The following is a 20,030-nucleotide window of genomic DNA, read 5'->3' on the forward strand; positions in this document are numbered from 1 at the left end:
GGTTACGCCACCGGGCGGTGCCGTCGGCGGGTGATGTCCGGCCGGCGGCATAGACTCGCCGTGCGATGCATCCTCTCTTCGACATCCCCGCGTCCCCGCCCGAGCCCGAGCCTGCCCGGGCGCTGCCGCCCCATCGGCCCGCGCCCGGCCGCCTCGACCCGGCGCAGCTGGTGGAGGGACTCAACGGCCCGCAACGGGACGCGGTCACCCACGCGGGCTCGCCGCTGCTGATCGTGGCCGGCGCCGGGTCGGGCAAGACCCGCGTGCTGACCCACCGGATCGCGTACCTGCTCGCCGCGCGGGACGTGCACCCCGGTGAGATCATTGCGATCACCTTCACCAACAAGGCCGCCGGCGAGATGAAGGACCGGGTCACCGCCCTGGTCGGCCCACGGGCCCGGCTGATGTGGGTCTCCACGTTCCACTCCGCCTGTGTGCGGATCCTGCGTGCCGAGCACGAGCAGGCCGGCCTGAAGTCCACGTTCTCGATCTACGACGCGGACGACTCCCGCCGGCTGATGCAGCTCGTCGCCCGGGAACTCGACCTGGACCCGAAGCGGTATCCGGCGCGTGGCCTGGCCGCCCAGGTCTCTAATCTCAAGAACGAGCTGGTCGACCCGGAGACGTTCGCCGCGCGGGCCAGCGGGCCCAACGAACGCGCCCTGGCCGAGGCGTACGCCCTCTACCAGCGACGGCTCCGCGAGGCCCACGCGCTGGACTTCGATGACCTGATCATGACGACGGTGCATCTGCTCCAGTCGCATCCGCACGTCGCGGAGAGCTACCGCCGTCGTTTCCGGCATGTGCTTGTCGACGAGTACCAGGACACCAACCACGCGCAGTACGTCCTGATCAAGGAGTTGGTCTCCGGCACCGAGGGCCTCGACCCGGCGGAGCTGTGCGTGGTCGGCGACGCGGACCAGTCGATCTACGCCTTCCGGGGCGCGACGATCCGCAACATCCTGGAGTTCGAGCGCGACTTCACAAACGCCCGCACCATCCTGCTGGAGCAGAACTACCGCTCCACCCAGACCATCCTGAACGCCGCGAACGCGGTGATCGACCGCAACACGTCTCGTAAGCCGAAGCGATTGTGGAGCGATGCCGGCCAGGGTGAACCGATCGTCGCGTACGTCGCCGACACCGAGCACGCCGAGGCGGACTGGGTGGCCCGGGAAATCGACCGGTTGGTCGACGACGGGGAGACGCGCCCGGGCGACGTGGCGGTCTTCTACCGCACCAACGCGCAGTCCCGGGTCTTCGAGGAGGTGTTCATCCGCCTCGGTCTGCCGTACAAGGTCGTCGGCGGGGTGCGCTTCTACGAGCGCAAGGAGGTCCGGGACGCACTGGCCTACCTGCGTTCGGTGGTCAACGACGACGACACGGTCAGCCTGCGGCGGATCCTCAACACCCCGCGCCGGGGCATCGGCGACCGCGCCGAGGCCTGTGTGGAGGCGCTGGCCAGCCGGGACCGGATCTCCTTCGGTGCCGCATTGCGGCGGGCCGGTGACGCGCCCGGCATCTCGACCCGGGCGGCCAACGGCATCGCCGACTTCGTGGCGCTGCTCGACGCCGCCCGTGAGCTGGCCGTCGACGGCACCCCGGAGGACGTGCTGGAGGCGGTGCTGACCCGCTCGGGTTACCTGACCGAGCTGGAGGAGAGCCTCGACCCGCAGGACGCGGGCCGGGTCGACAACCTCCAGGAGCTGGTCAGCGTCGCCCGCGAGTACACCGAGCGGATCGAGGCGACCGGCGCGGAGGGGGAGCGGGCCACCCTGGCCGGTTTCCTGGAGCAGGTCGCGCTGGTCGCCGACGCCGACCAGGTGCCCACCGACGACCCCGAGCATCAGGGCGTGGTCACTCTGATGACGCTGCACACCGCCAAGGGCCTGGAGTTCCCGGTGGTGTTCCTGACCGGCCTGGAGGACGGCGTCTTCCCGCACCTGCGCTCGCTGGGCGACACCCGGGAGCTGGAGGAGGAGCGCCGGCTGGCGTACGTGGGCATCACCCGCGCCCGGCAGCGGCTCTACCTCTCCCGGGCGGTGACCCGCTCGGCGTGGGGCCAGCCGTCCTACAACCCGCCGTCCCGGTTCGTCGAGGAGCTGCCGCCCGAACTGGTGCGCTGGGAGCGGACCGAGGGCTCGTACACCTCCTGGGGCGGCGGTGGTGGCGGCGTGGGCGGTCGCGCGGACCGGACCCCCGGCGGTCGCGGCGGGTTCGCCGGCGGCACGCCTCGGGCGGTTCAGCTGGCCCGCAAGCTCGGGGTGGACGGCAGCCGGCTGGCCACCGCGAGCGAGCTGCCGCAGGGGCCCAAGGTCACCGCCGGGGACCGGGTGAACCACCAGCGGTACGGCCTCGGCCGGGTGGTGGCCGTGGAGGGGCACGGCCCGGGCGCCCGGGCGCAGATCGACTTCGGCGACCAGACGCTGTGGCTGGTGCTGCGACACGCCCCGATCGAGAAGATCTGAGACGGCAGCTCAGCCCCGACGTTCCGGCGGATCCGCAGGCTCAGCAGGCCACGTCGATGCCGCGGGCGCGCAGGAACGGCGCCGGGTCGATCTGGTTCCACATCTGGCCCTGGTGCACCTCGAAGTGCAGATGCGGGCCGGTGGAGTCGCCCGTGGAGCCCTCCAGGCCGATCGTCTGCCCGGTACCGACCTTCTCGCCCACGCTCACCCTGGCCGTGCTCAGGTGGGCGTAGTGGGTGAGGTAGCCGTTGCCGTGGTCGATGACCACGGAGATGCCGTACCCGTCGCCGACGTCGCCGGCCTTCGTCACGGTGCCACCGAAGGCGGCGCGTACGGGGGTGCCGGCGGGCATGGCGAAGTCGATGCCGGCGTGCAGGGTGCCCCACCGGGGCCCGTAGCAGGAGGTGATGCCGCCTCCCGCCATCGGCAGGACCCAGGACGACTTCGGCTTCGTACTCTTCTTCGGCTTCGCCTTGGCGGTGGCCGTTCGGCTGGCCTTCGGCTTCGGCTTCGGTTTGGGGCTGGGCGTCGCGGTGGGGCTGGCGCTCGCTGACGGGCTCGGCGACGAGCTGCCCGAGGCGGCAGGTTCGCGGGCCGAACGGTCGGCGCGCTCGGCGGCCTCGGCCCGGGTCTGAGCATCCAGGGCGACCGGGCTGGTGGCCGGCCGCTCATCGCGGTCGGTCATGACGACACCGCCGACACCGAGCCCCACCAGGGCGACCGCACCGATGGCCAGGAGACGGGAGTGCCGGCTCAGGCGTCGCCGGTGTCGAGCCGGGGCGTGGGGGATCCTGCGGGTCGGGGTGGGGCTGTCGTCCTGCACGGGTAGGGACCTCATTGGTTTCGAGTGGTACGTGACCTCGAAATCCTGGTGTCGGTCCGGGCGTCGGTGGGTACCGGGGGTGCGGGCGGCGCGGACGGTGGTCGGTTCCGCTGTCCGCGTTCGTGCCTGGCTGTTCTCGACTGCCCGATGCTGACCCGGTCGACTGGTGTGCCGCCCGTCACAATCGCGGGTGTGAGTTGGGACACTTACGGCCGCGAGGGGTCAAGCAAAACCGCCCGGATCGACAGATCCGGGCGGTCAACGGGCGTCACGGCCGGTCAGGACGCGGCTACCTCGCTGTAGATTGCCTCGACTTGTAGCTTGATGTCCACTCCGCGCTCCTGGAGCCATGGCACCGGGTCGAGCGGCTCGCCCTTGACATGGATCTCCAGGTGCAGGTGGGAGCCGTAGGAGTGGCCCGTGTTGCCGACCAGACCGAGCTGATCACCGGCCTTGACCTGCTGCCCCTCGCGCACGTTGAGCGCGGAGGAGTGGCCGTAGATGGCCTCGCTGCCGTCGGCGTGCTGGACGATCACCGCGTGTCCATAGCCGCCGAACCAGCCGGCCTTGGTGACGGTGCCCTCGTGGATGGCGACGTACGGGGTTCCCTCCGGCGCGACGAGGTCGACGCCGGTGTGCAGCTTGCCCCAGCGTATGCCGTAGGGGGAGTTGAAGTCGTAGCCCTGGAGGGGCAGCAGCCAGACGCCGGTCTCCTCGGCGCTCTCCGGGCCGCTGCGGCTGTCCCGGGAGGCCCGCTCGGCGGCGTCGGCCCGCTCGGCCGCGCCCTGGTTGCTGATCGACGCCTGCTTCAGCTCGTCGAGCACCGTCGGGCTGACGCTCTTGGCGTCCGGCATCGCGCTGGCACCCAGTGCCACCACACCGGCGCCGACGAAAGCGGTGGTGACAACCGCGGCGTAGCGGCTGCGCGGGGGGGTGGGTACGCGGCGGCGGCCGCGATATCGGTCGGGCTCAGACGACAGGCGCTGGCGCACGCATACCCTCCGTTGTCGGGGTTCCGATGCGGATCAGCCGTCGTCCGGATCTGGTGACCGTGCGTCGGCTGGTCGCGTCGTCACCCGTCCGTAGACCTGATGACAACCGTGGACACGGTAGCCAACCGTCAGTCCTGTCACAAGCCGAAGCGCCGAATTGCCTGCAACGTTCTGTCCGGTTCCGTCCGAGATTGTCATGGCTCGGGGGTGCAGTGGGGTGCCCTCGTTATCCTCCGTTCGTCGCACACCGTGACCGATCGGCGGAGTCGTCCCGCTTGACGCGTCGCGCGTCGGTCGTGTCTCTGCGTGAAGTGCCGGTGATGCCTGCGTGAGGTGACCGGATGCCACGGCGGGTCCGGATGGCGAAGGCTGTTTACCGCTCGTCCTGCCGGCCCCGGTTCCCCGGCCCCGGCCGGTCGGGTTACCGTTCGTTCAGGTGAATGCCGCGGAGCCGGTGAAAGGGATGCCCAGATGAGCTCTCGTGTTCGGGTCGTCGTCGCCAAGCCGGGCCTGGACGGCCACGACCGTGGTGCCAAGGTGGTGGCGCGCGCTCTCCGCGACGCCGGCATGGAGGTCATCTACACCGGCCTGCACCAGACCCCGGAGCAGATCGTGGAGACCGCGATCCAGGAGGACGCCGACGCCGTCGGTCTCTCAGTGCTCTCCGGGGCGCACATGACGCTGTTCCGCCGGGTCCTCGAACTGCTCGCCGAGCGGGAGGCCCGGGACATCGTCGTCTTCGGCGGAGGCATCATCCCGGAGGCCGACCTTCCCGAGCTGGAGCGGCTCGGCGTGGCCAAGATCTTCACCCCGGGCGCCACCACCGCGTCCATCGTGGAATGGGTCCGCGACAACGTCGCCCAGCCGGTGGCCTGAGCACAGGGGAGGGGCCGGACGCACCCCTCACACGTCCGGCCCCTCTATGCACGATGCCCCGCCGCCACCCCTCGACCGACAGGGCATCGGCCGTTTCCGTCTTCGCGCTTTCCAGCGCTCCGACACCTGACTCAACGACGCCCTTCCTGCGGGGTTACGCGGGACCGTCGAGAACCGTCGCCGCCCTGACAAGATCGCTCGAACGGGTGACGTTGCTCGGCCCGCCGCCCTGACGGGTGCCCTGCCGGTGACCCAGCGTCGGCCAGGGCTGTGCATTACCGCACACCGCGCACCCGCTCGGTTGCCGGAGGTGCCGGCATCGCTAGGCTGCGCCCAATGAACCCTTTCCCACCTCCCTCCGCGAGCCGGACCGTCAGGTCGGCTGCGGCGCGTGGTCGCGGTGGCGAGGGTTCGACGGCCTGCGTCAACTTCAACTGATGTCGGGCATCACACTGTTTTCTTTCCATACGCTGGTGGCGGCGCGACGGTGCGCCGCAGAGACGGGACGGGACGCGCAATCGTGGACCTGTACGAGTACCAGGGGCGGGACCTGTTCGAGCGGCACGGGCTTCCCGTGCTCGCCGGCGGCGTCGCCACGACCCCGGAGGAGGCCCGCGCGATCGCCGAACGCCTCGGCGGCCGGGTGGTCGTCAAGGCACAGGTGAAGGTCGGCGGCCGAGGCAAGGCGGGCGGCGTCAAGCTGGCCGAGGGCGCGGAGGAGACGGTGGCCCGCGCCACCGACATCCTCGGCATGGACATCAAGGGCCACACCGTCCACAAGGTCATGATCACCGTGACCGCGGACGTGGCCGAGGAGTACTACTTCTCGTACCTGCTCGATCGGGCGAACCGCACGTTCCTCTGCATCGCGAGCGTCGCCGGTGGCATGGACATCGAGCAGGTCGCCGCCGAGGCCCCGGAGAAGGTCGTCAAGGCACCGATCGACGCCGTCAAGGGCGTGGACGAGGCGAAGGCGCGGGAGATCGTGAACGCGGCCGGCTTCCCGGCCGACGTCGCCGACCAGGTCGTCGACGTCGCGGTCAGCCTGTGGCGGGCGTTCGTCGCGGAGGACGCCACCCTGGTCGAGGTGAACCCCCTGGCCAAGACCGCCGAGGGCAAGCTGCTGCTGCTCGACGCCAAGGTGTCGCTGGACGAGAACGCCGGCTTCCGGCACCCCGACCACGAGGCACTTGTCGACCAGGCGGCGGTGGACCCCCTGGAGCAGGCGGCCAAGGAGAAGGACCTCAACTACGTCAAGCTCGACGGTGAGGTCGGCATCATCGGCAACGGCGCGGGCCTGGTCATGTCGACCCTCGACGTGGTCGCGTACGCCGGGGAGCGGCACGGCAACGTCAAGCCGGCCAACTTCCTCGACATCGGCGGCGGCGCGAGCGCCGCGGTCATGGCCAACGGTCTGGAGATCGTGCTCTCCGACCCGTCGGTCAAGAGCGTCTTCGTCAACGTCTTCGGCGGCATCACCGCCTGCGACGCGGTCGCCAACGGCATCGTGCAGGCGTTGGGCCTGCTGGAGCAGCGGGGCGAGCAGGTCACCAAGCCGCTCGTCGTCCGTCTTGACGGCAACAACGCCGAGGCCGGTCGGGCGATCCTCGACGGCGCGAACAACCCGCTGATCGAGCGGGTCGACACCATGGACGGCGCGGCCGAGCGGGCCGCCGAGCTGGCGGCTGCGGGGGTCTGACACATGGCTATCTGGCTGACCAAGGACTCGAAGATCATCGTCCAGGGGATGACCGGCTCCGAGGGTTCCAAGCACACCCGCCGGATGCTCGCCGCCGGTACGAACGTGGTGGGCGGCGTCAACCCGCGCAAGGCCGGCACCACCGTCGACTTCGACGGCACCGAACTGCCGGTCTTCGCCGGCGTCGCCGACGCGATGAAGGACACCGGCGCGGACGTCACGGTCATCTTCGTACCGCCGCAGTTCACCAAGGCCGCGGTCATCGAGGCGATCGACGCCGAGATCCCGCTGGCCGTGGTGATCACCGAGGGGGTGCCGGTGCACGACACCGCCGCCTTCTGGGCGTACAACGTGGCCAAGGGGGAGCGGACCCGGATCATCGGCCCGAACTGCCCCGGCATCGCCTCGCCGGGTGCCTCGAACGCCGGCATCATCCCGGCCGACATCACCGGCTCCGGCCGGATCGGCCTGGTCAGCAAGAGTGGCACGCTGACCTACCAGATGATGTACGAGCTGCGGGACATCGGCTTCTCGACCTGTGTCGGCATCGGCGGCGACCCGATCATCGGGACTACCCACATCGACGCGCTGGCCGCGTTCGAGGCCGACCCGGACACCGACGCCATCGTCATGATCGGTGAGATCGGTGGGGACGCCGAGGAGCGGGCGGCCGAGTTCATCAAGGCCAACGTCAGCAAGCCGGTGGTCGGCTACATCGCCGGTTTCACCGCCCCGCCCGGCAAGACCATGGGGCACGCCGGTGCGATCATCTCCGGCTCGGCGGGCACCGCCGAGGCCAAGAAGGAAGCGCTGGAGGCGGTCGGCGTGAAGGTCGGCAAGACGCCGACCGAGACGGCCAAGCTGATGCGCGAGATCATGTCCGCGGGCTGAGCGGACCACGCATCGAGGGGCCGACCGAAAGGTCGGCCCCTCAGCGGTTCCAGTACGGGTAGTTCCCGGTCGCCTGCAGGATCAGGCTGACGACGATGTTCAGCACGCCCAGCGCGATGGCCACGTAGCCCAGCACCGGCGACTGGCGGTACCGACGCGCGTCGCGGATCGACAGCCAGCCGAAGACGATGCCGAGGATGCCGCAGCAGAGCACACCGGTCACGATGCCGAGCACTCCCCAGAGGGTCGTGCGGTCCCGGCCGGCCGGTGGTGGCGGGGGCGGTGGATACGGAGCGTTCACGACTCCCCTTCCGGTCACATGCTGCCGCGACGTCGGTCACGGCCCCTGAGCCGAGGCTAGAGGAGCCGACGCCCTGCCCACGTCGGATCAGGCGAACTGGTGCGTCCGGCGTACCGGGTGCGGCTGCGGGCGGGTCTCGGGCAGCCAGGGCCGGCACGGCATGCCAGAGTAGAGCCGATGTCCTTTGTCACCCCTGACCAGCCTCGCCGGGCGACCGACGCCCGCGGTGCCGGCGCCCGGCCACCCGGCCGGGCCGGCCCTCCGCGCCGGGTGCCGGCTGCGCGGGCGGCGCCCACGGGGCGCAGCCACGCGCCGCTCGCGGTCGCCGCACTGGTCGCGGCCAGCGGGGCGGCCGTCACCACCTGGCTTCCCGTGGCACTGGCGCTCTGGCTGTTCCAGCTCAGCGAGGGTGCCGGCAGCCTGCTCGACGCCGCCCGCGCGGGGGCGGCGGGCTGGCTCCTCGGTCACGGGGTGCCCCTGGCCACGGCCACCGGCCCGCTGGGCCTGGCACCGCTCGCGGTGACCGCGCTGGCGGTGTGGCGGCTCACCCGGGCCGGGGTGCACGCGAGCCGCGCGATCGGTGCCCGCGGCGGCCGGTCCCCGGGCCGTACGCTCGCTGCCGCGACGGCCGTCGGCGTCGCGTACGGGCTGCTGGGAACGCTCGCCGCCATCGTGGTCGGTGCGGGTGGCCCCGGCGTGTCGCCGGTACGTGCCGGGCTGACGTTCGTGACCGTCGGCACCCTCGCCGCCGGTGTCGGTGCCGCCCGTACGACCGGGGTGGCGGAGGTCTTCGCCGGGCAGGCGCCGATGCCGTTGCGCGAGGGCGTACGTGCCGGCCTGGTCGCCGCGCTGGTGCTGCTCGGCGCGGGGGCCGCCGTGGCGGGGCTCGCCGTGGCGACCGGTGGTGGTGACGCGGCCGACCTGATCGGCGCCTACCGCACCGGTGTCGCCGGCCAGGCCGGCATCACCCTGGTCAGCCTCGCGTACGCGCCCAATGTCAGCGTGTGGTCGGCCAGCTATCTGCTCGGCCCTGGCTTCGCGGTCGGCACCGACACGGCGGTACGCACCAGCGAGGTGTCGGTCGGCGCGCTACCGGCTCTGCCGTTGTTCGCCGGCCTGCCCAGCGGGCCGGTCGACGGGCCCGGCGCGGTCACCGTTCTCGCCCTGCCCGTCCTCGTGGGGATGGCCACCGGCTGGCTGCTCGCGCGCCGGTTGCTGCGCCTGGCCATCGCCGAACGGACGACCCTGTCGTGGCGGCGGCTGCTCGTACCGGCGGCGCTCGCCGGACCGGTGGCCGGCGTGCTGCTCGGCGCGGCGGCGAAGGCGTCCGGCGGGCCGCTGGGCGCCGGCCGGCTGGCGGAGGTCGGGCCGGTCGGTTGGCAGGTGGCGCTCGCGGCGCTGCTGGTCACCGGTGCCGGCGCGCTGCTCGGTGCCGCCGCCACCCGCTGGCTCGCCCGGCTCGCGACCTGAGCGTCCTGCCGCACCCTGGCCCGCCCGGCTCGCGCAGCCGGAGATCCGACGGGGTGCCGCCTGGGCTTCCCGCCGCGCCCCGTCCCCTTCCGCTCCCAGCCTTCGTCGCGCTCTCGTTCCCCGCGCCCGAAACCGCACCTTCCCTAGACCGTGGTTGCATCTCGCGCCGGGGAGGCCACAACATCCCCCATGTTGTGGCCTGCCTGGGGGCGGGAGGCGGCTACATCCCTGATGTTGTCGGTGCACGCTGGCGCCGGAGGCGGCAAAGCTGCGGTAGGTGGGGGGATTCTGGAGAAGTGGGGCGACTCTGACGAGCCAGGGGGCGTCCCGGATGCACCGGGACGCCCCTGGCGGTGGGCAGGTACTTGTCAGGGATACATCGACCCGCCGACGTTCAGTGCGACTACCACGATCTGGAGCAGACCCAGCAGCAGCCCCACCGCGCCGCAGATCAGACCGGCGAGTGCCTGACCGGAATTGCCGGCCAGGCCCTGGTCGGCCTTCTGCTTGCCCAGCCAGCCGGTGACGAGTGCGGCCAGTCCCAGCGGGATTCCGAGGTAGCAGCAGCTCAGCGGAATCGACGCGATACCGAGGATCATCGCGACCAGACCGAGGGTGTTCTGCTGCCCCTGCGCGCCGGTGAAGCCCGCGTTCGGGTACATCGGCGTGCCGCCGTAGGGCTGCGGGGCGTACGGGTCGGCGTAGGGCTGCCCGTAGCCCGGTTGCCCGTAGCCCGGTTGCCCGTAGCCCGGCTGGCCGTAGCCCGGCTGACCGTACGCCGGGGGCTGCCCGGCGGCCGGTGGAGGACCGGCCGGCGGTGCGTACGGATCGTAGGGCGCCGGCGAGGCCGGCGGCTCCGGCTGACCCGGGACCGGGGGTTGCTGACCGTACGGGTCGGCCGGGGGCTGCTGGCCGTACGGGTCGGTCGGCTGGGCGTACGGGTTGGCCGGCGGTGGCGCGTACGGGTTCGCCGGGGGCGGCGCGTACGGGTTTGCCGGCTGGGGTGTGGTCGGGTCCCCGTACGGCGGCTGTTGGCCGTACGGGTCCTGACCGGGGTGACCGGGCTGCATCCGGTGCTCAGTAACCGCTGGCGTTGTTGCTGCTCAACGAGCCCAGCAGGCCGCCGCCGAGGCAGCAAACCAGGACGATCGCGAGCCAGGCGATACCGACGATCAGGGCCCACTTGGACCACTTCTTCGACTCGGCCGCCGCGGCCTGGGCACCGGCGTAGTCACCCTGCTGAAGCAGCGGGTTGACCTTCGAGGCGTTGATGATCGCCGGGATGGCCAGCGGCCAGAACAGGAAGATCGCGACGATCGACATTGTCATGTTGTTGTCGACCGACTGCGGTGGCTGAGACTGGTATTCGGGCTGCATGACGACGTGCTCCTCACGGTTGTTCGCTGACGGGTGCGGGACCGGACATGCGCCGGTCCCAAGCGACCGGCAGCGTACCCGGTTCCGGCCAGTCGGGTGGTCGCGCGACACCGCGCTGCCCAGCGGATGGGCACCGGTCGGCGGCCGGATAGGGTGAGCCGGTGACCCAGTCCGCCCGTATCGTCGTCCTTGTCTCCGGCTCCGGAAGCAACCTCCAGGCTCTGTTGGACGCGACCGCCGACCCGGCGTACGGGGCGCGGGTGGTCGCGGTCGGGGCGGACCGTGACGGGATCGCGGGCCTGGACCGGGCCGTCGCCGCGGGGGTGCCTACCTTCGTCGAGCGGGTCAAGGACCACTCGGACCGCGAACAGTGGGACGCCGCGCTCACCGCGCGGGTCGCCGAGCACCGACCCGACCTGGTCATCTCGGCCGGGTTTCTGAAGCTGGTCGGACCCCGCTTCCTCGCCACCTTCGGCGACCGGTACCTCAACACGCACAACACCCTGCTGCCGGCGTTTCCCGGCATCCACGGCCCGCGTGACGCCCTCGCCTACGGGGTCAAGGTGACCGGGGCGACCCTCTTCTTCGTCGACGCCGGGATGGACACCGGCCCGATCGTCGCGCAGGTGGCGGTGCCGGTACGCGACGACGACGACGTCGACACGCTCACCGAGCGCATCAAGGAAGCGGAACGGAGCCAGCTCGTCGAGCAGGTGGGCCGGCTGGTCCGTGAAGGTTGGACGATCACTGGAAGAAAGGTCACGGTCGGAGTGGACTCCATCCAGGACGGGCGGCGCCCGATCCGGCGGGCACTTGTCAGCGTCTACGACAAGACCGGCCTGGCCGAACTGGCCCAGGCCCTGCACGCCGCCGGTGTGGAGATCGTCTCCACCGGAAGCACCGCGTCGACGATCGCCGCGGCGGGGGTGCCGGTGACGCCGGTGGAGCAGGTGACCGGCTTCCCGGAGATCCTCGACGGGCGGGTGAAGACCCTGCATCCGGCCATCCACGGCGGGCTCCTCGCCGACCTGCGTAAGGACGCGCACACCGCGCAGCTCGACGAGCACCACATCGCCGGGATCGACCTGCTGGTGTCGAACCTGTACCCCTTCCAGGACACCGTCGCCTCCGGTGCCGGTCAGGACGAGTGTGTCGAGCAGATCGACATTGGTGGCCCGGCGATGGTGCGGGCGGCCGCCAAGAACCACGCCTCGGTGGCCGTGGTCACCGACCCGGGCGCGTACCCGATGCTGCTGGCAGCCCTCGACGGCGGTGGCTTCACCCTGACGCAGCGTCGGGCGCTGGCCGCCCGCGCCTTCGCCGACATCGCCGAGTACGACGTGGCGGTCGCCGAGTGGTTCGCCGCGTCGGTCGCCCCGGCGGCCGACGGCATGCCGGAGTTCGCCGGCCTGGCGTTGCGTCGGCAGTCGGTGCTGCGCTACGGCGAGAACCCGCACCAGAGCGCCGCTCTCTACACCGACCCGGCCGGGCCGGTCGGGCTGGCCCAGGCCGAGCAGTTGCACGGCAAGGAGATGTCCTACAACAACTACGTCGACGCGGATGCCGCCTGGCGGGCCGCGAACGACTTCGCCGACCAGCCCGCGGTTGCCATCATCAAACACGCCAACCCGTGCGGCATCGCGGTCGGCGCGGACGTGGCGGAGGCGCACCGCAAGGCGCACGCCTGCGACCCGGTTTCCGCCTTCGGCGGAGTCATCGCCGTCAACGGGCCGGTCTCGGTCGAGCTGGCCGGGCAGATCGCCGAGATCTTCACCGAGGTCGTGGTGGCGCCCGACTACGCACCCGGTGCGGTGGAGACGCTCCAGGCCAAGAAGAACATCCGGTTGCTGCGTGCGCCCGCCTTCCAGCCGCGTCCGACCGAGTGGCGGCAGGTCAGCGGCGGCGTACTGGTGCAGTTGCGCGATGCGATCGACGCCGAGGGCGACGACCCGGCCACCTGGCGGCTGGCCACCGGGGAGCCGGCCGACACGGCGACCCTGGCCGACCTTGCCTTCGCCTGGCGGGCGGTACGCGCGGTGAAGAGCAACGCGATCCTGCTGGCGCAGGACGGCGCCACGGTCGGCGTCGGGATGGGGCAGGTCAACCGGGTGGACTCGGCCCGTCTCGCGGTCAGCCGGGCCGGCGCCGACCGGGCACGCGGCGCGGTGGCCGCCTCGGACGCGTTCTTCCCGTTCGCCGACGGCCCGCAGATCCTCATCGACGCGGGCATCCGGGCGATCGTCCAGCCCGGCGGCTCCATCCGCGACGAAGAAGTGATCGCCGCCTGCAAGCAGGCCGACGTCACCATGTACCTCACCGGCACCCGCCACTTCTTCCACTAGCTCGCGGCGCGGTCCTGTTCTCACCGGATGAGATGCCAATGCTAAATCTTGGACGATTTCCGTTAGCCGCTAACTGTTAGCCGCTAACGGAAATCGTCCAAGATTTGGACCGAACCTGTAGCTGGAAACTGCATCGCCGGGGGTCATCCGGTCAGGTCGGCGGTCGGATGGCTGTCACGGTCCGCTGTCGGGCCAGCAGGCAGGAGATGCCGTCGGCGGTCATCGGTCGGGCCAGGTGATAGCCCTGGCCACGGGTGTAGCCGAGGTCGCGGAGCACGGCGACCTGCTCGGCGCTCTCGACGCCCTCGGCGACTGTCTCCAGGCCGAGGGCGCGGGCGAGTTGGATCACCGCGCGGGCCACCGCCTGTCGGGCGTCGGCCGCCGCGGCCTGGCCGTCGTCGATCTCGATTCCCTCGACGAAGGACCTGTCGAGTTTCACGATCGCGGCGGGGAAGGCCCGCAGCAGGCTGAGCGACGATTCGCCGGTGCCGAAGTCGTCAAGCGAGAGGCGGATGCCCATCCGGTCGAGTTCGAAGAGGGTTCGGGAGACCTGCTGACCGCGGAGCACCGCCGACTCGGTCACCTCAAGCACCAGCCGCTCGCAGGGCAGCCCGCTCTCGGCCAGCGCGGCCGTCACGTCGGAGACGAAGTCGGGATCGTGCAGTTGCCGCGCGGAGACGTTCAGGCCCGCCTCCCGGAGTGCGTCCGGCCCGAACTCCCGTGACCACGCCGCCGCCTGGCGGCACGTCTCGCGCAGTACGAACCGGCCCAGCGGCACGATCAGACCGGTCCGCTCGGCGGCCGGGATGAACTCGGCTGGGCCGACGACCCCGCGCGTCGGGTGATGCCAACGGACCAGCGCCTCGACCCCGACCAACCAGTTGTCGTCGAGCCGCAGGATCGGCTGGTAGACGACCCGCAGCTCGTTGTCGTCCAGGGCCCGCCGCAGCTCGCCGCCGAGCTGCATGTGCGCCAGTACCGGCTCACCCATGCCGTCCACGTACCGTACGAAGCTCGCCTTCCCACGCTGTTTGGCCGTGTACATGGCGACGTCGGCGTCTCGCAGCACCGAGTCGACGGTGGCACCGGGTGCGGCGTCGGCGATGCCGATGCTGGCCTGCACCAGCAGGCGGTGCTTACTGATCGGCTGGTCGAGGGCGGCCAGCAGCCGGCCGGCCAACTCCTCGGGGTCGGCGTCCGCGCCGGTGAGCAGGACGGCGAACTCGTCACCGGCGACCCGCACCGGCAGGCCCTCGTCGCCGACCTCGGCCCGCAGCAGTTGGGCGACCGAGACGAGCAGCCGATCACCGACGCCGTGGCCGAGCAGGTCGTTGACGGTCTTGAAGTCGTCCAGGTCGACCAGGAGCACCGACGCGGGCGTCGTGGCGGTGAGCGCGGACGCGAGCCGGTCCCGGAAGAGCACCCGGTTGGCCAGCCCGGTGAGGCCGTCGTGGCTGACCTCGTACTGGAGGCGCTCCTCCTGAAGGCGGGTGTTGCGCAGCAGCCGGGCGTTCTCTCGATAGGCGATGAACTGTCGGGCGCTTACCAGCGCGGTCACCACCACGGCGGCGATCAGGACCACCCGGACCGGCCAGTTCAGGGGGGCGCCGAACGCGACGGCGAGCAGTGGCACGTCGACCGCCACTACCGCCAGGTACGGCAGGAGCACGCCGTTGCGGGCCTGATCGCGGCGGACACCGAGACCGGCCCGCCACTGCGCCCTGACGCCAAGCGTGAAGAACACCGGGGTCAACGGCATCACGATCGCCTGGACGGGGATGCCGGCGACGTACCCGAACCGGACCGCGAGTACGGCGACGATCCCGGCGGTGACGCCGCCGCTGGCCGCGACGAATCGTAGGGCGACGCGATCCACCGGGCCGCCAGCGACGAAGGACACCTTTGTCGCGGCGCCGACCGCGACCAGGAAGGCGAGCCCGACCAGCGCCATCGCCTGCGGGCTCCACGGCTCGTCGGCGGTCAGCATCGGGGCCAGCCCGACGTAACAGAGCAGGGCCGCGCAGCCGAGGAACGCGATCATGCGGTCGAGCAGGATGCGCCACCGCTCGACACCGCCGGTCTCGGCGATCGGCACCCGGGCCACCGCCCAGCTGGCGACGACGAATCCGATCGCCACGCAGGCCGCCGCCGGCAACGGCATGCTTCGGGTACGGGCCTCGGCGGCGTGCGTCAGCATGTCCAGCGCCAGCCAGCCGTACCCGATCGTGATGGTGACCGCGGCGACGAGGAGCGCGCGCCAGAAGCGTCGGGTGACCGGGTCGAGGTCGGCGTGGCGGAGCAGGTGCACGACGGACCCGGCGGCGAAGACCCCGCCGACGGGAACGAAGGTGTACGCGAGCGCCTCGGTGCCGGCGCCGACCGTGAAGTTCGCGACGCACCAGACGATGCCGAGGGCGATGACCGCGACGGTGGCCTGCACGTACCGGACGGCGATCCGGCTGTTCGTCGCGGCGACCCCGACCGTGGGGCCTGTCGTCGGCCGTAGCGCCACCTGCGTCACGGCTGTAGACCCTAGTGAGTGAGCAGGGGATCGCCATCCGTCATCGGGTGCTTCTTCGATGCCGCAGTATCCACTAGGGAGGGAGGTTCGGTGCTCACCCTCCCGGGCGTAGTTCGGCGAAGTGGCAGGCCGACGGGTGCGGGTCGGCGGCGCGTAGCACCGCCTGCGGGTCCTGGGTGGCGCAGATGTCCTGGGCCTTCCAGCACCGGGTGCGGAAGTGGCAGCCGCTCGGCGGGTCCGCCGGGCTGGGCACGTCGCCGCGCAGCCGGATGATGCTGCGGTGTTCCCGGGCGTCCGGGTCCGGCACCGGTGCCGCCGAGAGCAGCGCCTGCGTGTACGGGTGGGTGGCGCGATCGTAGATCTCGTCCTCGGTGCCGATCTCCACGATCCGGCCCAGGTACATCACCGCGACCCGGTCGGAGATGTGCCGCACCACCGACAGGTCGTGGGCGATGAAGATGTAGGACAGGCCCAGTTCGTCCTGAAGTTCCTCCAGCAGGTTGATCACTTGCGCCTGGATGGAGACGTCCAGCGCGGAGACCGGCTCGTCACAGACGATCACCTCTGGCCGTAGCGCCAACGCCCGGGCGATGCCGATCCGCTGCCGCTGGCCACCGGAGAACTGGTGCGGATACCGGTTGATGTGCTCCGGGTTCAGCCCGACGACGTCGAGCAGTTCCTGGACACGCCGCTGGCGGCTGCCCTTCGGGGCCGCCTCCGGATGGATCTCGAACGGCTCGCCGATGATGTCGCCGACGGTCATCCGCGGGTTAAGCGAGGTGTACGGGTCCTGCATGACCATCTGCATGTTGCGCCGGATCCGGCGTAGCTCACCGCCGGAGGCGGCGAACAGGTCTCGACCGGCCAGGGTGGCGCGGCCGGCGGTGGGTTTCTCCAGCCGCATCAGCAGCCGGGCCAGGGTGGACTTGCCGCAGCCCGACTCACCGACGATGCCCAGCGTCTCGCCCCGGCGCAGCTGGAAGCTCACCCCGTCGACGGCCTTGACCGCCCCGGTCTTCTTCTTGAGAACCACGCCCTGCGTGATCGGGAAGTGCTTGACCACGTGGTTGACGTCGAGGAGGGTCTCGCCGCGGACGGTGGTGGGGCTAGCCGGCGCGGTCATCACGTACCTCCTGGGCGAAGTGGCACGCGCTGGTCCGGCCGTCACCGAGGACCAGATCGTGCGGCACCACGTCCACGCAGACCTGCTGCGCGTACGGGCACCGAGGGTGGAAGGGACAACCGCTGGGGATCCGCATCAGGTTGGGCGGCAGGCCGCGGATCGTGGACAGCTTCCCGCCCCGCTGGTCCAGGCGCGGAATCGAGTTCAACAGACCCTTCGTGTACGGGTGGGCGGGCGCCCGGTACAGCGATCGGACATCGGCGTGCTCGACGATCCGACCCGCGTACATGACCGCGATCCGGTCCGCGACGTCGGCGACCACGCCGAGGTCGTGGGTGATCAGGATCATCGCCATCTCCAGGTCCCGCCGCAGGTCGGCGAGGAGATCCATGATCTGGGCCTGCACGGTGACGTCCAGCGCGGTGGTGGGCTCGTCGGCGATGAGCACCTTCGGCTCCATCGCCAGGGCCATCGCGATCATCACCCGCTGCCGCATGCCGCCGGAGAACTGGTGCGGGTAGTCACCGAGACGCCGCCCCGCCGCGGGGATCTGCACCAGGTCCATCAGCTCCACCGAGCGACGACGGGCGTCCGCGCGGGACATTCCGAGTCGCTGGCGCAGCGTCTCGCCGATCTGCCAGCCGACCGGGAAGACCGGGTTCAACGCGGAGAGGGCGTCCTGGAAGATCATCGCGATCTCCTTGCCCCGGATCTGCCGGCGCTGCTCCTCCGGCAGACTCAGCAGGTCACGGCCGGAGTAGCAGATCTCGCCCGAGCTGATGTGGGCCGGCGGAGTGTCCAGGATGCCCATGATGGCCTGGGCGGTGACGGACTTGCCCGAGCCGGACTCGCCCAGCACGGCGAGCGTCTCGCCCGGGTCCAGGTGGTAACTGACCCCGTTGATCACCTTGGCCACACCCTCGCCGGTGCGGAACTCGACGTGCAGGTCGCGTACCTCCAGCAGGTGCCCGCCGGGCGGGGTGGGCGAGGCCGGCGTCGGCCGGACGGCGTGCTGACTCACGGTGCCTGCCTTTCGCTCGCGACTGCGGGGCTCGCTGCGCTCACTCCTCGCGCTCGCATGAATCGCCTCACCGCAGCTTCGGGTCGAAGGCGTCGCGGATCGCGTCGCCGAGCATGATGAAGGCCAGGACGGTCAGCGCCAGGAAGGTCGACGGAACCACCAGCGGGGTCGCCGATTCCCGCATGTGCACCCGACCGTTGTTGATCTCGATGCCCCAGGAGATGGTCGGCTCCCGCAGCCCGATGCCGAGGAAGGACAGCGTCGCCTCGGCGGCGATGAACGAGCCGAGCGCGATGGTCAGCACCACGATTGCCGGGGCGAGCGCGTTCGGCAGGATGTGCCGCCACATGATCCGCCCGTTGCCGGCCCCCAGCATCCGGGCCGCGGCCACGTAGTCCTGCTCCCGAGCGGTGATCACCGAGGAACGGACCACCCGGGCGGCGGTGGTCCAGCCGAGCACCGCCAACACGAAGATGACCGCGGCGACGCGTACCGTGGCGCTGTCGCTGCCGATGCGCTTGAGCAGGACGATCGCGGCCAGCAGCAGCGGGATGCCGAGCACGATGTCGATCACCCGGGAGAGCACCGCGTCGACCCAGCCGCCGAAGTATCCGGCGAGCATTCCCACGACCAGCGCGATCAGGCCGGTGAACAGCGCGCTCAGGGCGCCGACAAGCAGCGACGCGCGAGCGCCGTGGACCGCCCGGGCGTACGTGTCGCAGCCCTGGAAGTCGTACCCGAAGATGGCTCCGCCGGAGGGTGCCGCGTGCTGCCGGGACAAGATGCAGTCGGCGGGGTCGTTGCTGGTGAACAGGCCCGGCACGGCGGCCATCGCGGTCACCAGCAGCACCAGGATCAGGCTGATCCAGAAGATCGGCTTGCGGCGCAGGTCGCGCCAGGCATCGCCGGCCAGGCTGCGCGGCTTGCGGGGCTGACCCACCTGGTTCGGCGTACCCGGTTCCCCGGAGGGCCCGCGCCGGGCGGCCTGGTTCTCCGACGCCGCCACCGTCTCAAAGTCGCTCACGCCGCCACCTCGATCCCGTCGACCCCACCACGAGCGTCGATCATGAAGTTGTTGCCAGCCGCTGCGGCGTGGCGGGGCAAGAACTTCATGATCGACCTGCTGAGGGTGCGCTCACTCATAGCGGATCCTTGGGTCCAGGACGGCGTACAGGACGTCGACCACCAGGTTGGAGACGAGGTAGACCACGACGAGCACGCTGACTATCCCCACCACCAGCGGGCCGTCCTCGGTGCGGATGCCGCGGAAGAGGTTGAAGCCGACGCCGGGAATGTTGAACACGCCCTCGGTGATGATCGCGCCGCTCATCAGGTTGCCGACCTCGACGCCGAGGAAGGTGATCACCGGGATGAGCGAGTTACGCAGCACGTGCACGCTTACCACCCGCCGATTCGGCAGGCCCTTCGACCGCGCGGTACGCACGTAGTCGGCGCGCAGGTTCTCGGCTACCGAGGTACGGGTCAGCCGAAGCGCGGTGGCCAGGGAGAGCGAGCCGAGCACGATGCCCGGCAACAGCAGCGCGAAGAAGTCGGGGTCGGCGCCGGCGGTGGGCGGGAAGAGTTGCCACTTGACACCCAGGAAGTACTGCGCCAGCGGGGCGAGCACGATGGTCGGGATACCGAGCACCAGGAGGGTCAGCAGCAGGGTGGCGTTGTCGAAGATGCTGGCCCGCCGGATGCCGGCGAGCACGCCTGCGGTGACACCGAAGATGACCGCGACCGCGATGGCGATCAGGGCCAGCCTGATCGTGACGGGCCAGGCGGCGGCGAGGATGTCGCCGATCGACCGTCCGGTGAGCGACTCGCCCAGGTCGCCGCGGAGCAGATTCGAGATGTAGTCGAAGTACCGGTAGAAGAAGCCGCCGATCCCGGTGGCGTCGAGGTGGTACTTCTCCGTGAGGTACGCCCGCTGCGCGGCGGTGACCGGGCGTTCCCCGGCGAGTGCCTGGATCGGGTCACCCTGACCGGCGAACATCAGCGCGTAGACGATCAGCGTGGTCCCGAAGAAGGCCAGGACCATCTGGAGCAGACGCCGCACGACGAAGCGGAACATAATTGGCAGTCTCCCTGAAAAGGGGCGAACCGCGTGGCGGGTCGGGTCACCT

Annotated in this window: 17 protein-coding genes and 1 pseudogene; 7 read left to right on the forward strand and 11 right to left on the reverse strand. The window is 70.9% G+C overall.

Annotated features, from left to right (window positions below):
* Positions 1 to 65: 65 nt before the first annotated feature.
* Positions 66 to 2,468 carry a DNA helicase PcrA gene (gene pcrA / locus AB0J93_RS16410; protein WP_363922583.1) on the forward strand — a complete coding sequence of 801 codons (2,403 nt, stop codon included), beginning with the start codon at positions 66 to 68 and terminating at the stop codon, positions 2,466 to 2,468.
* Between the two features lie 40 nt (positions 2,469 to 2,508).
* On the opposite strand, the gene AB0J93_RS16415 is transcribed toward pcrA, so the two are convergent.
* Together AB0J93_RS16415 and AB0J93_RS16420 are read right to left on the reverse strand one after the other, a co-directional pair.
* Entirely contained in the window at positions 2,509 to 3,306 is a 798-nt protein-coding gene (locus AB0J93_RS16415) for a M23 family metallopeptidase (RefSeq protein ID WP_363922585.1), read from the reverse strand.
* Between the two features lie 263 nt (positions 3,307 to 3,569).
* A complete protein-coding gene (locus AB0J93_RS16420; RefSeq protein ID WP_363922587.1) occupies positions 3,570 to 4,283 on the reverse strand; it encodes a M23 family metallopeptidase in 714 nt (237 codons plus the stop codon).
* A gap of 471 nt (positions 4,284 to 4,754) precedes the next feature.
* Between AB0J93_RS16420 and AB0J93_RS16425 the strand changes: the two genes are divergently transcribed.
* The 3 genes from AB0J93_RS16425 (at position 4,755) to sucD (ending at position 7,749) form a co-directional block, all read left to right on the forward strand.
* Entirely contained in the window at positions 4,755 to 5,159 is a 405-nt protein-coding gene (locus AB0J93_RS16425; RefSeq protein WP_363922589.1) for a cobalamin B12-binding domain-containing protein, read from the forward strand.
* A gap of 520 nt (positions 5,160 to 5,679) precedes the next feature.
* On the forward strand, positions 5,680 to 6,858 hold the full coding sequence (sucC, locus tag AB0J93_RS16430; protein ID WP_363922591.1) for an ADP-forming succinate--CoA ligase subunit beta: 1,179 nt from the start codon (positions 5,680 to 5,682) through the stop codon (positions 6,856 to 6,858).
* A 3-nt stretch (positions 6,859 to 6,861) separates the two neighbouring features.
* Entirely contained in the window at positions 6,862 to 7,749 is an 888-nt protein-coding gene (gene sucD / locus AB0J93_RS16435; RefSeq protein ID WP_363922593.1) for a succinate--CoA ligase subunit alpha, read from the forward strand.
* Between the two features lie 40 nt (positions 7,750 to 7,789).
* On the opposite strand, the gene AB0J93_RS16440 is transcribed toward sucD, so the two are convergent.
* Positions 7,790 to 8,050, reverse strand: coding sequence for a hypothetical protein (locus AB0J93_RS16440; RefSeq protein WP_093404994.1), 261 nt, complete (start codon positions 8,048 to 8,050; stop codon positions 7,790 to 7,792).
* Positions 8,051 to 8,227: 177 nt separating this feature from the next.
* Between AB0J93_RS16440 and AB0J93_RS16445 the strand changes: the two genes are divergently transcribed.
* On the forward strand, positions 8,228 to 9,520 hold the full coding sequence (locus AB0J93_RS16445) for a DUF6350 family protein (protein ID WP_363922596.1): 1,293 nt from the start codon (positions 8,228 to 8,230) through the stop codon (positions 9,518 to 9,520).
* A 368-nt stretch (positions 9,521 to 9,888) separates the two neighbouring features.
* Here AB0J93_RS16445 and AB0J93_RS16450 read toward each other — a convergent pair whose 3' ends face one another.
* Together AB0J93_RS16450 and AB0J93_RS16455 are read right to left on the reverse strand one after the other, a co-directional pair.
* Complete coding sequence (locus tag AB0J93_RS16450; RefSeq protein WP_363922598.1) at positions 9,889 to 10,590, reverse strand: DUF4190 domain-containing protein; 702 nt, start codon at positions 10,588 to 10,590, stop codon at positions 9,889 to 9,891.
* A 7-nt stretch (positions 10,591 to 10,597) separates the two neighbouring features.
* Positions 10,598 to 10,897: a CD225/dispanin family protein gene (locus AB0J93_RS16455; protein ID WP_363922600.1), complete on the reverse strand. Its 300-nt coding sequence runs from the start codon at positions 10,895 to 10,897 to the stop codon at positions 10,598 to 10,600.
* 161 nt (positions 10,898 to 11,058) lie between these two features.
* Between AB0J93_RS16455 and purN the strand changes: the two are divergent.
* Positions 11,059 to 11,664, forward strand: a pseudogene (purN, locus tag AB0J93_RS16460) (phosphoribosylglycinamide formyltransferase); the annotation flags it as partial.
* Between the two features lie 3 nt (positions 11,665 to 11,667).
* Positions 11,668 to 13,239, forward strand: a complete 1,572-nt coding sequence (purH, locus tag AB0J93_RS16465) for a bifunctional phosphoribosylaminoimidazolecarboxamide formyltransferase/IMP cyclohydrolase (protein WP_363922973.1) — start codon at positions 11,668 to 11,670, stop codon at positions 13,237 to 13,239.
* 151 nt (positions 13,240 to 13,390) lie between these two features.
* On the opposite strand, the gene AB0J93_RS16470 is transcribed toward purH, so the two are convergent.
* The 6 genes from AB0J93_RS16470 to AB0J93_RS16495 form a co-directional block, all read right to left on the reverse strand.
* Positions 13,391 to 15,760, reverse strand: a complete 2,370-nt coding sequence (locus AB0J93_RS16470; protein ID WP_363922602.1) for an EAL domain-containing protein — start codon at positions 15,758 to 15,760, stop codon at positions 13,391 to 13,393.
* A gap of 94 nt (positions 15,761 to 15,854) precedes the next feature.
* Entirely contained in the window at positions 15,855 to 16,883 is a 1,029-nt protein-coding gene (locus tag AB0J93_RS16475) for a dipeptide ABC transporter ATP-binding protein (protein WP_363922604.1), read from the reverse strand.
* Positions 16,867 to 17,904 carry an ABC transporter ATP-binding protein gene (locus AB0J93_RS16480; RefSeq protein WP_363922606.1) on the reverse strand — a complete coding sequence of 346 codons (1,038 nt, stop codon included), beginning with the start codon at positions 17,902 to 17,904 and terminating at the stop codon, positions 16,867 to 16,869. The genes AB0J93_RS16475 and AB0J93_RS16480 overlap by 17 nt, the downstream gene beginning before the upstream one ends.
* Positions 17,905 to 17,971: 67 nt before the next feature.
* The gene (locus AB0J93_RS16485; RefSeq protein ID WP_363922608.1) at positions 17,972 to 18,928 is read right to left on the reverse strand and encodes an ABC transporter permease; all 957 of its coding nucleotides are present in this window, start codon (positions 18,926 to 18,928) and stop codon (positions 17,972 to 17,974) included.
* Positions 18,925 to 19,047 (reverse strand): hypothetical protein, encoded by a 123-nt coding sequence (locus AB0J93_RS16490; protein WP_363922610.1) that lies wholly within the window; start codon positions 19,045 to 19,047, stop codon positions 18,925 to 18,927. Before AB0J93_RS16490 ends, AB0J93_RS16485 begins: the two co-directional genes overlap by 4 nt.
* Positions 19,040 to 19,978: an ABC transporter permease gene (locus AB0J93_RS16495; RefSeq protein WP_363922612.1), complete on the reverse strand. Its 939-nt coding sequence runs from the start codon at positions 19,976 to 19,978 to the stop codon at positions 19,040 to 19,042. Before AB0J93_RS16495 ends, AB0J93_RS16490 begins: the two co-directional genes overlap by 8 nt.
* Between the last annotated feature and the right edge of the window lie 52 nt (positions 19,979 to 20,030).

Source organism: Micromonospora sp. NPDC049374 (genome assembly GCF_040677165.1).
Taxonomy (GTDB): domain Bacteria; phylum Actinomycetota; class Actinomycetes; order Mycobacteriales; family Micromonosporaceae; genus Micromonospora.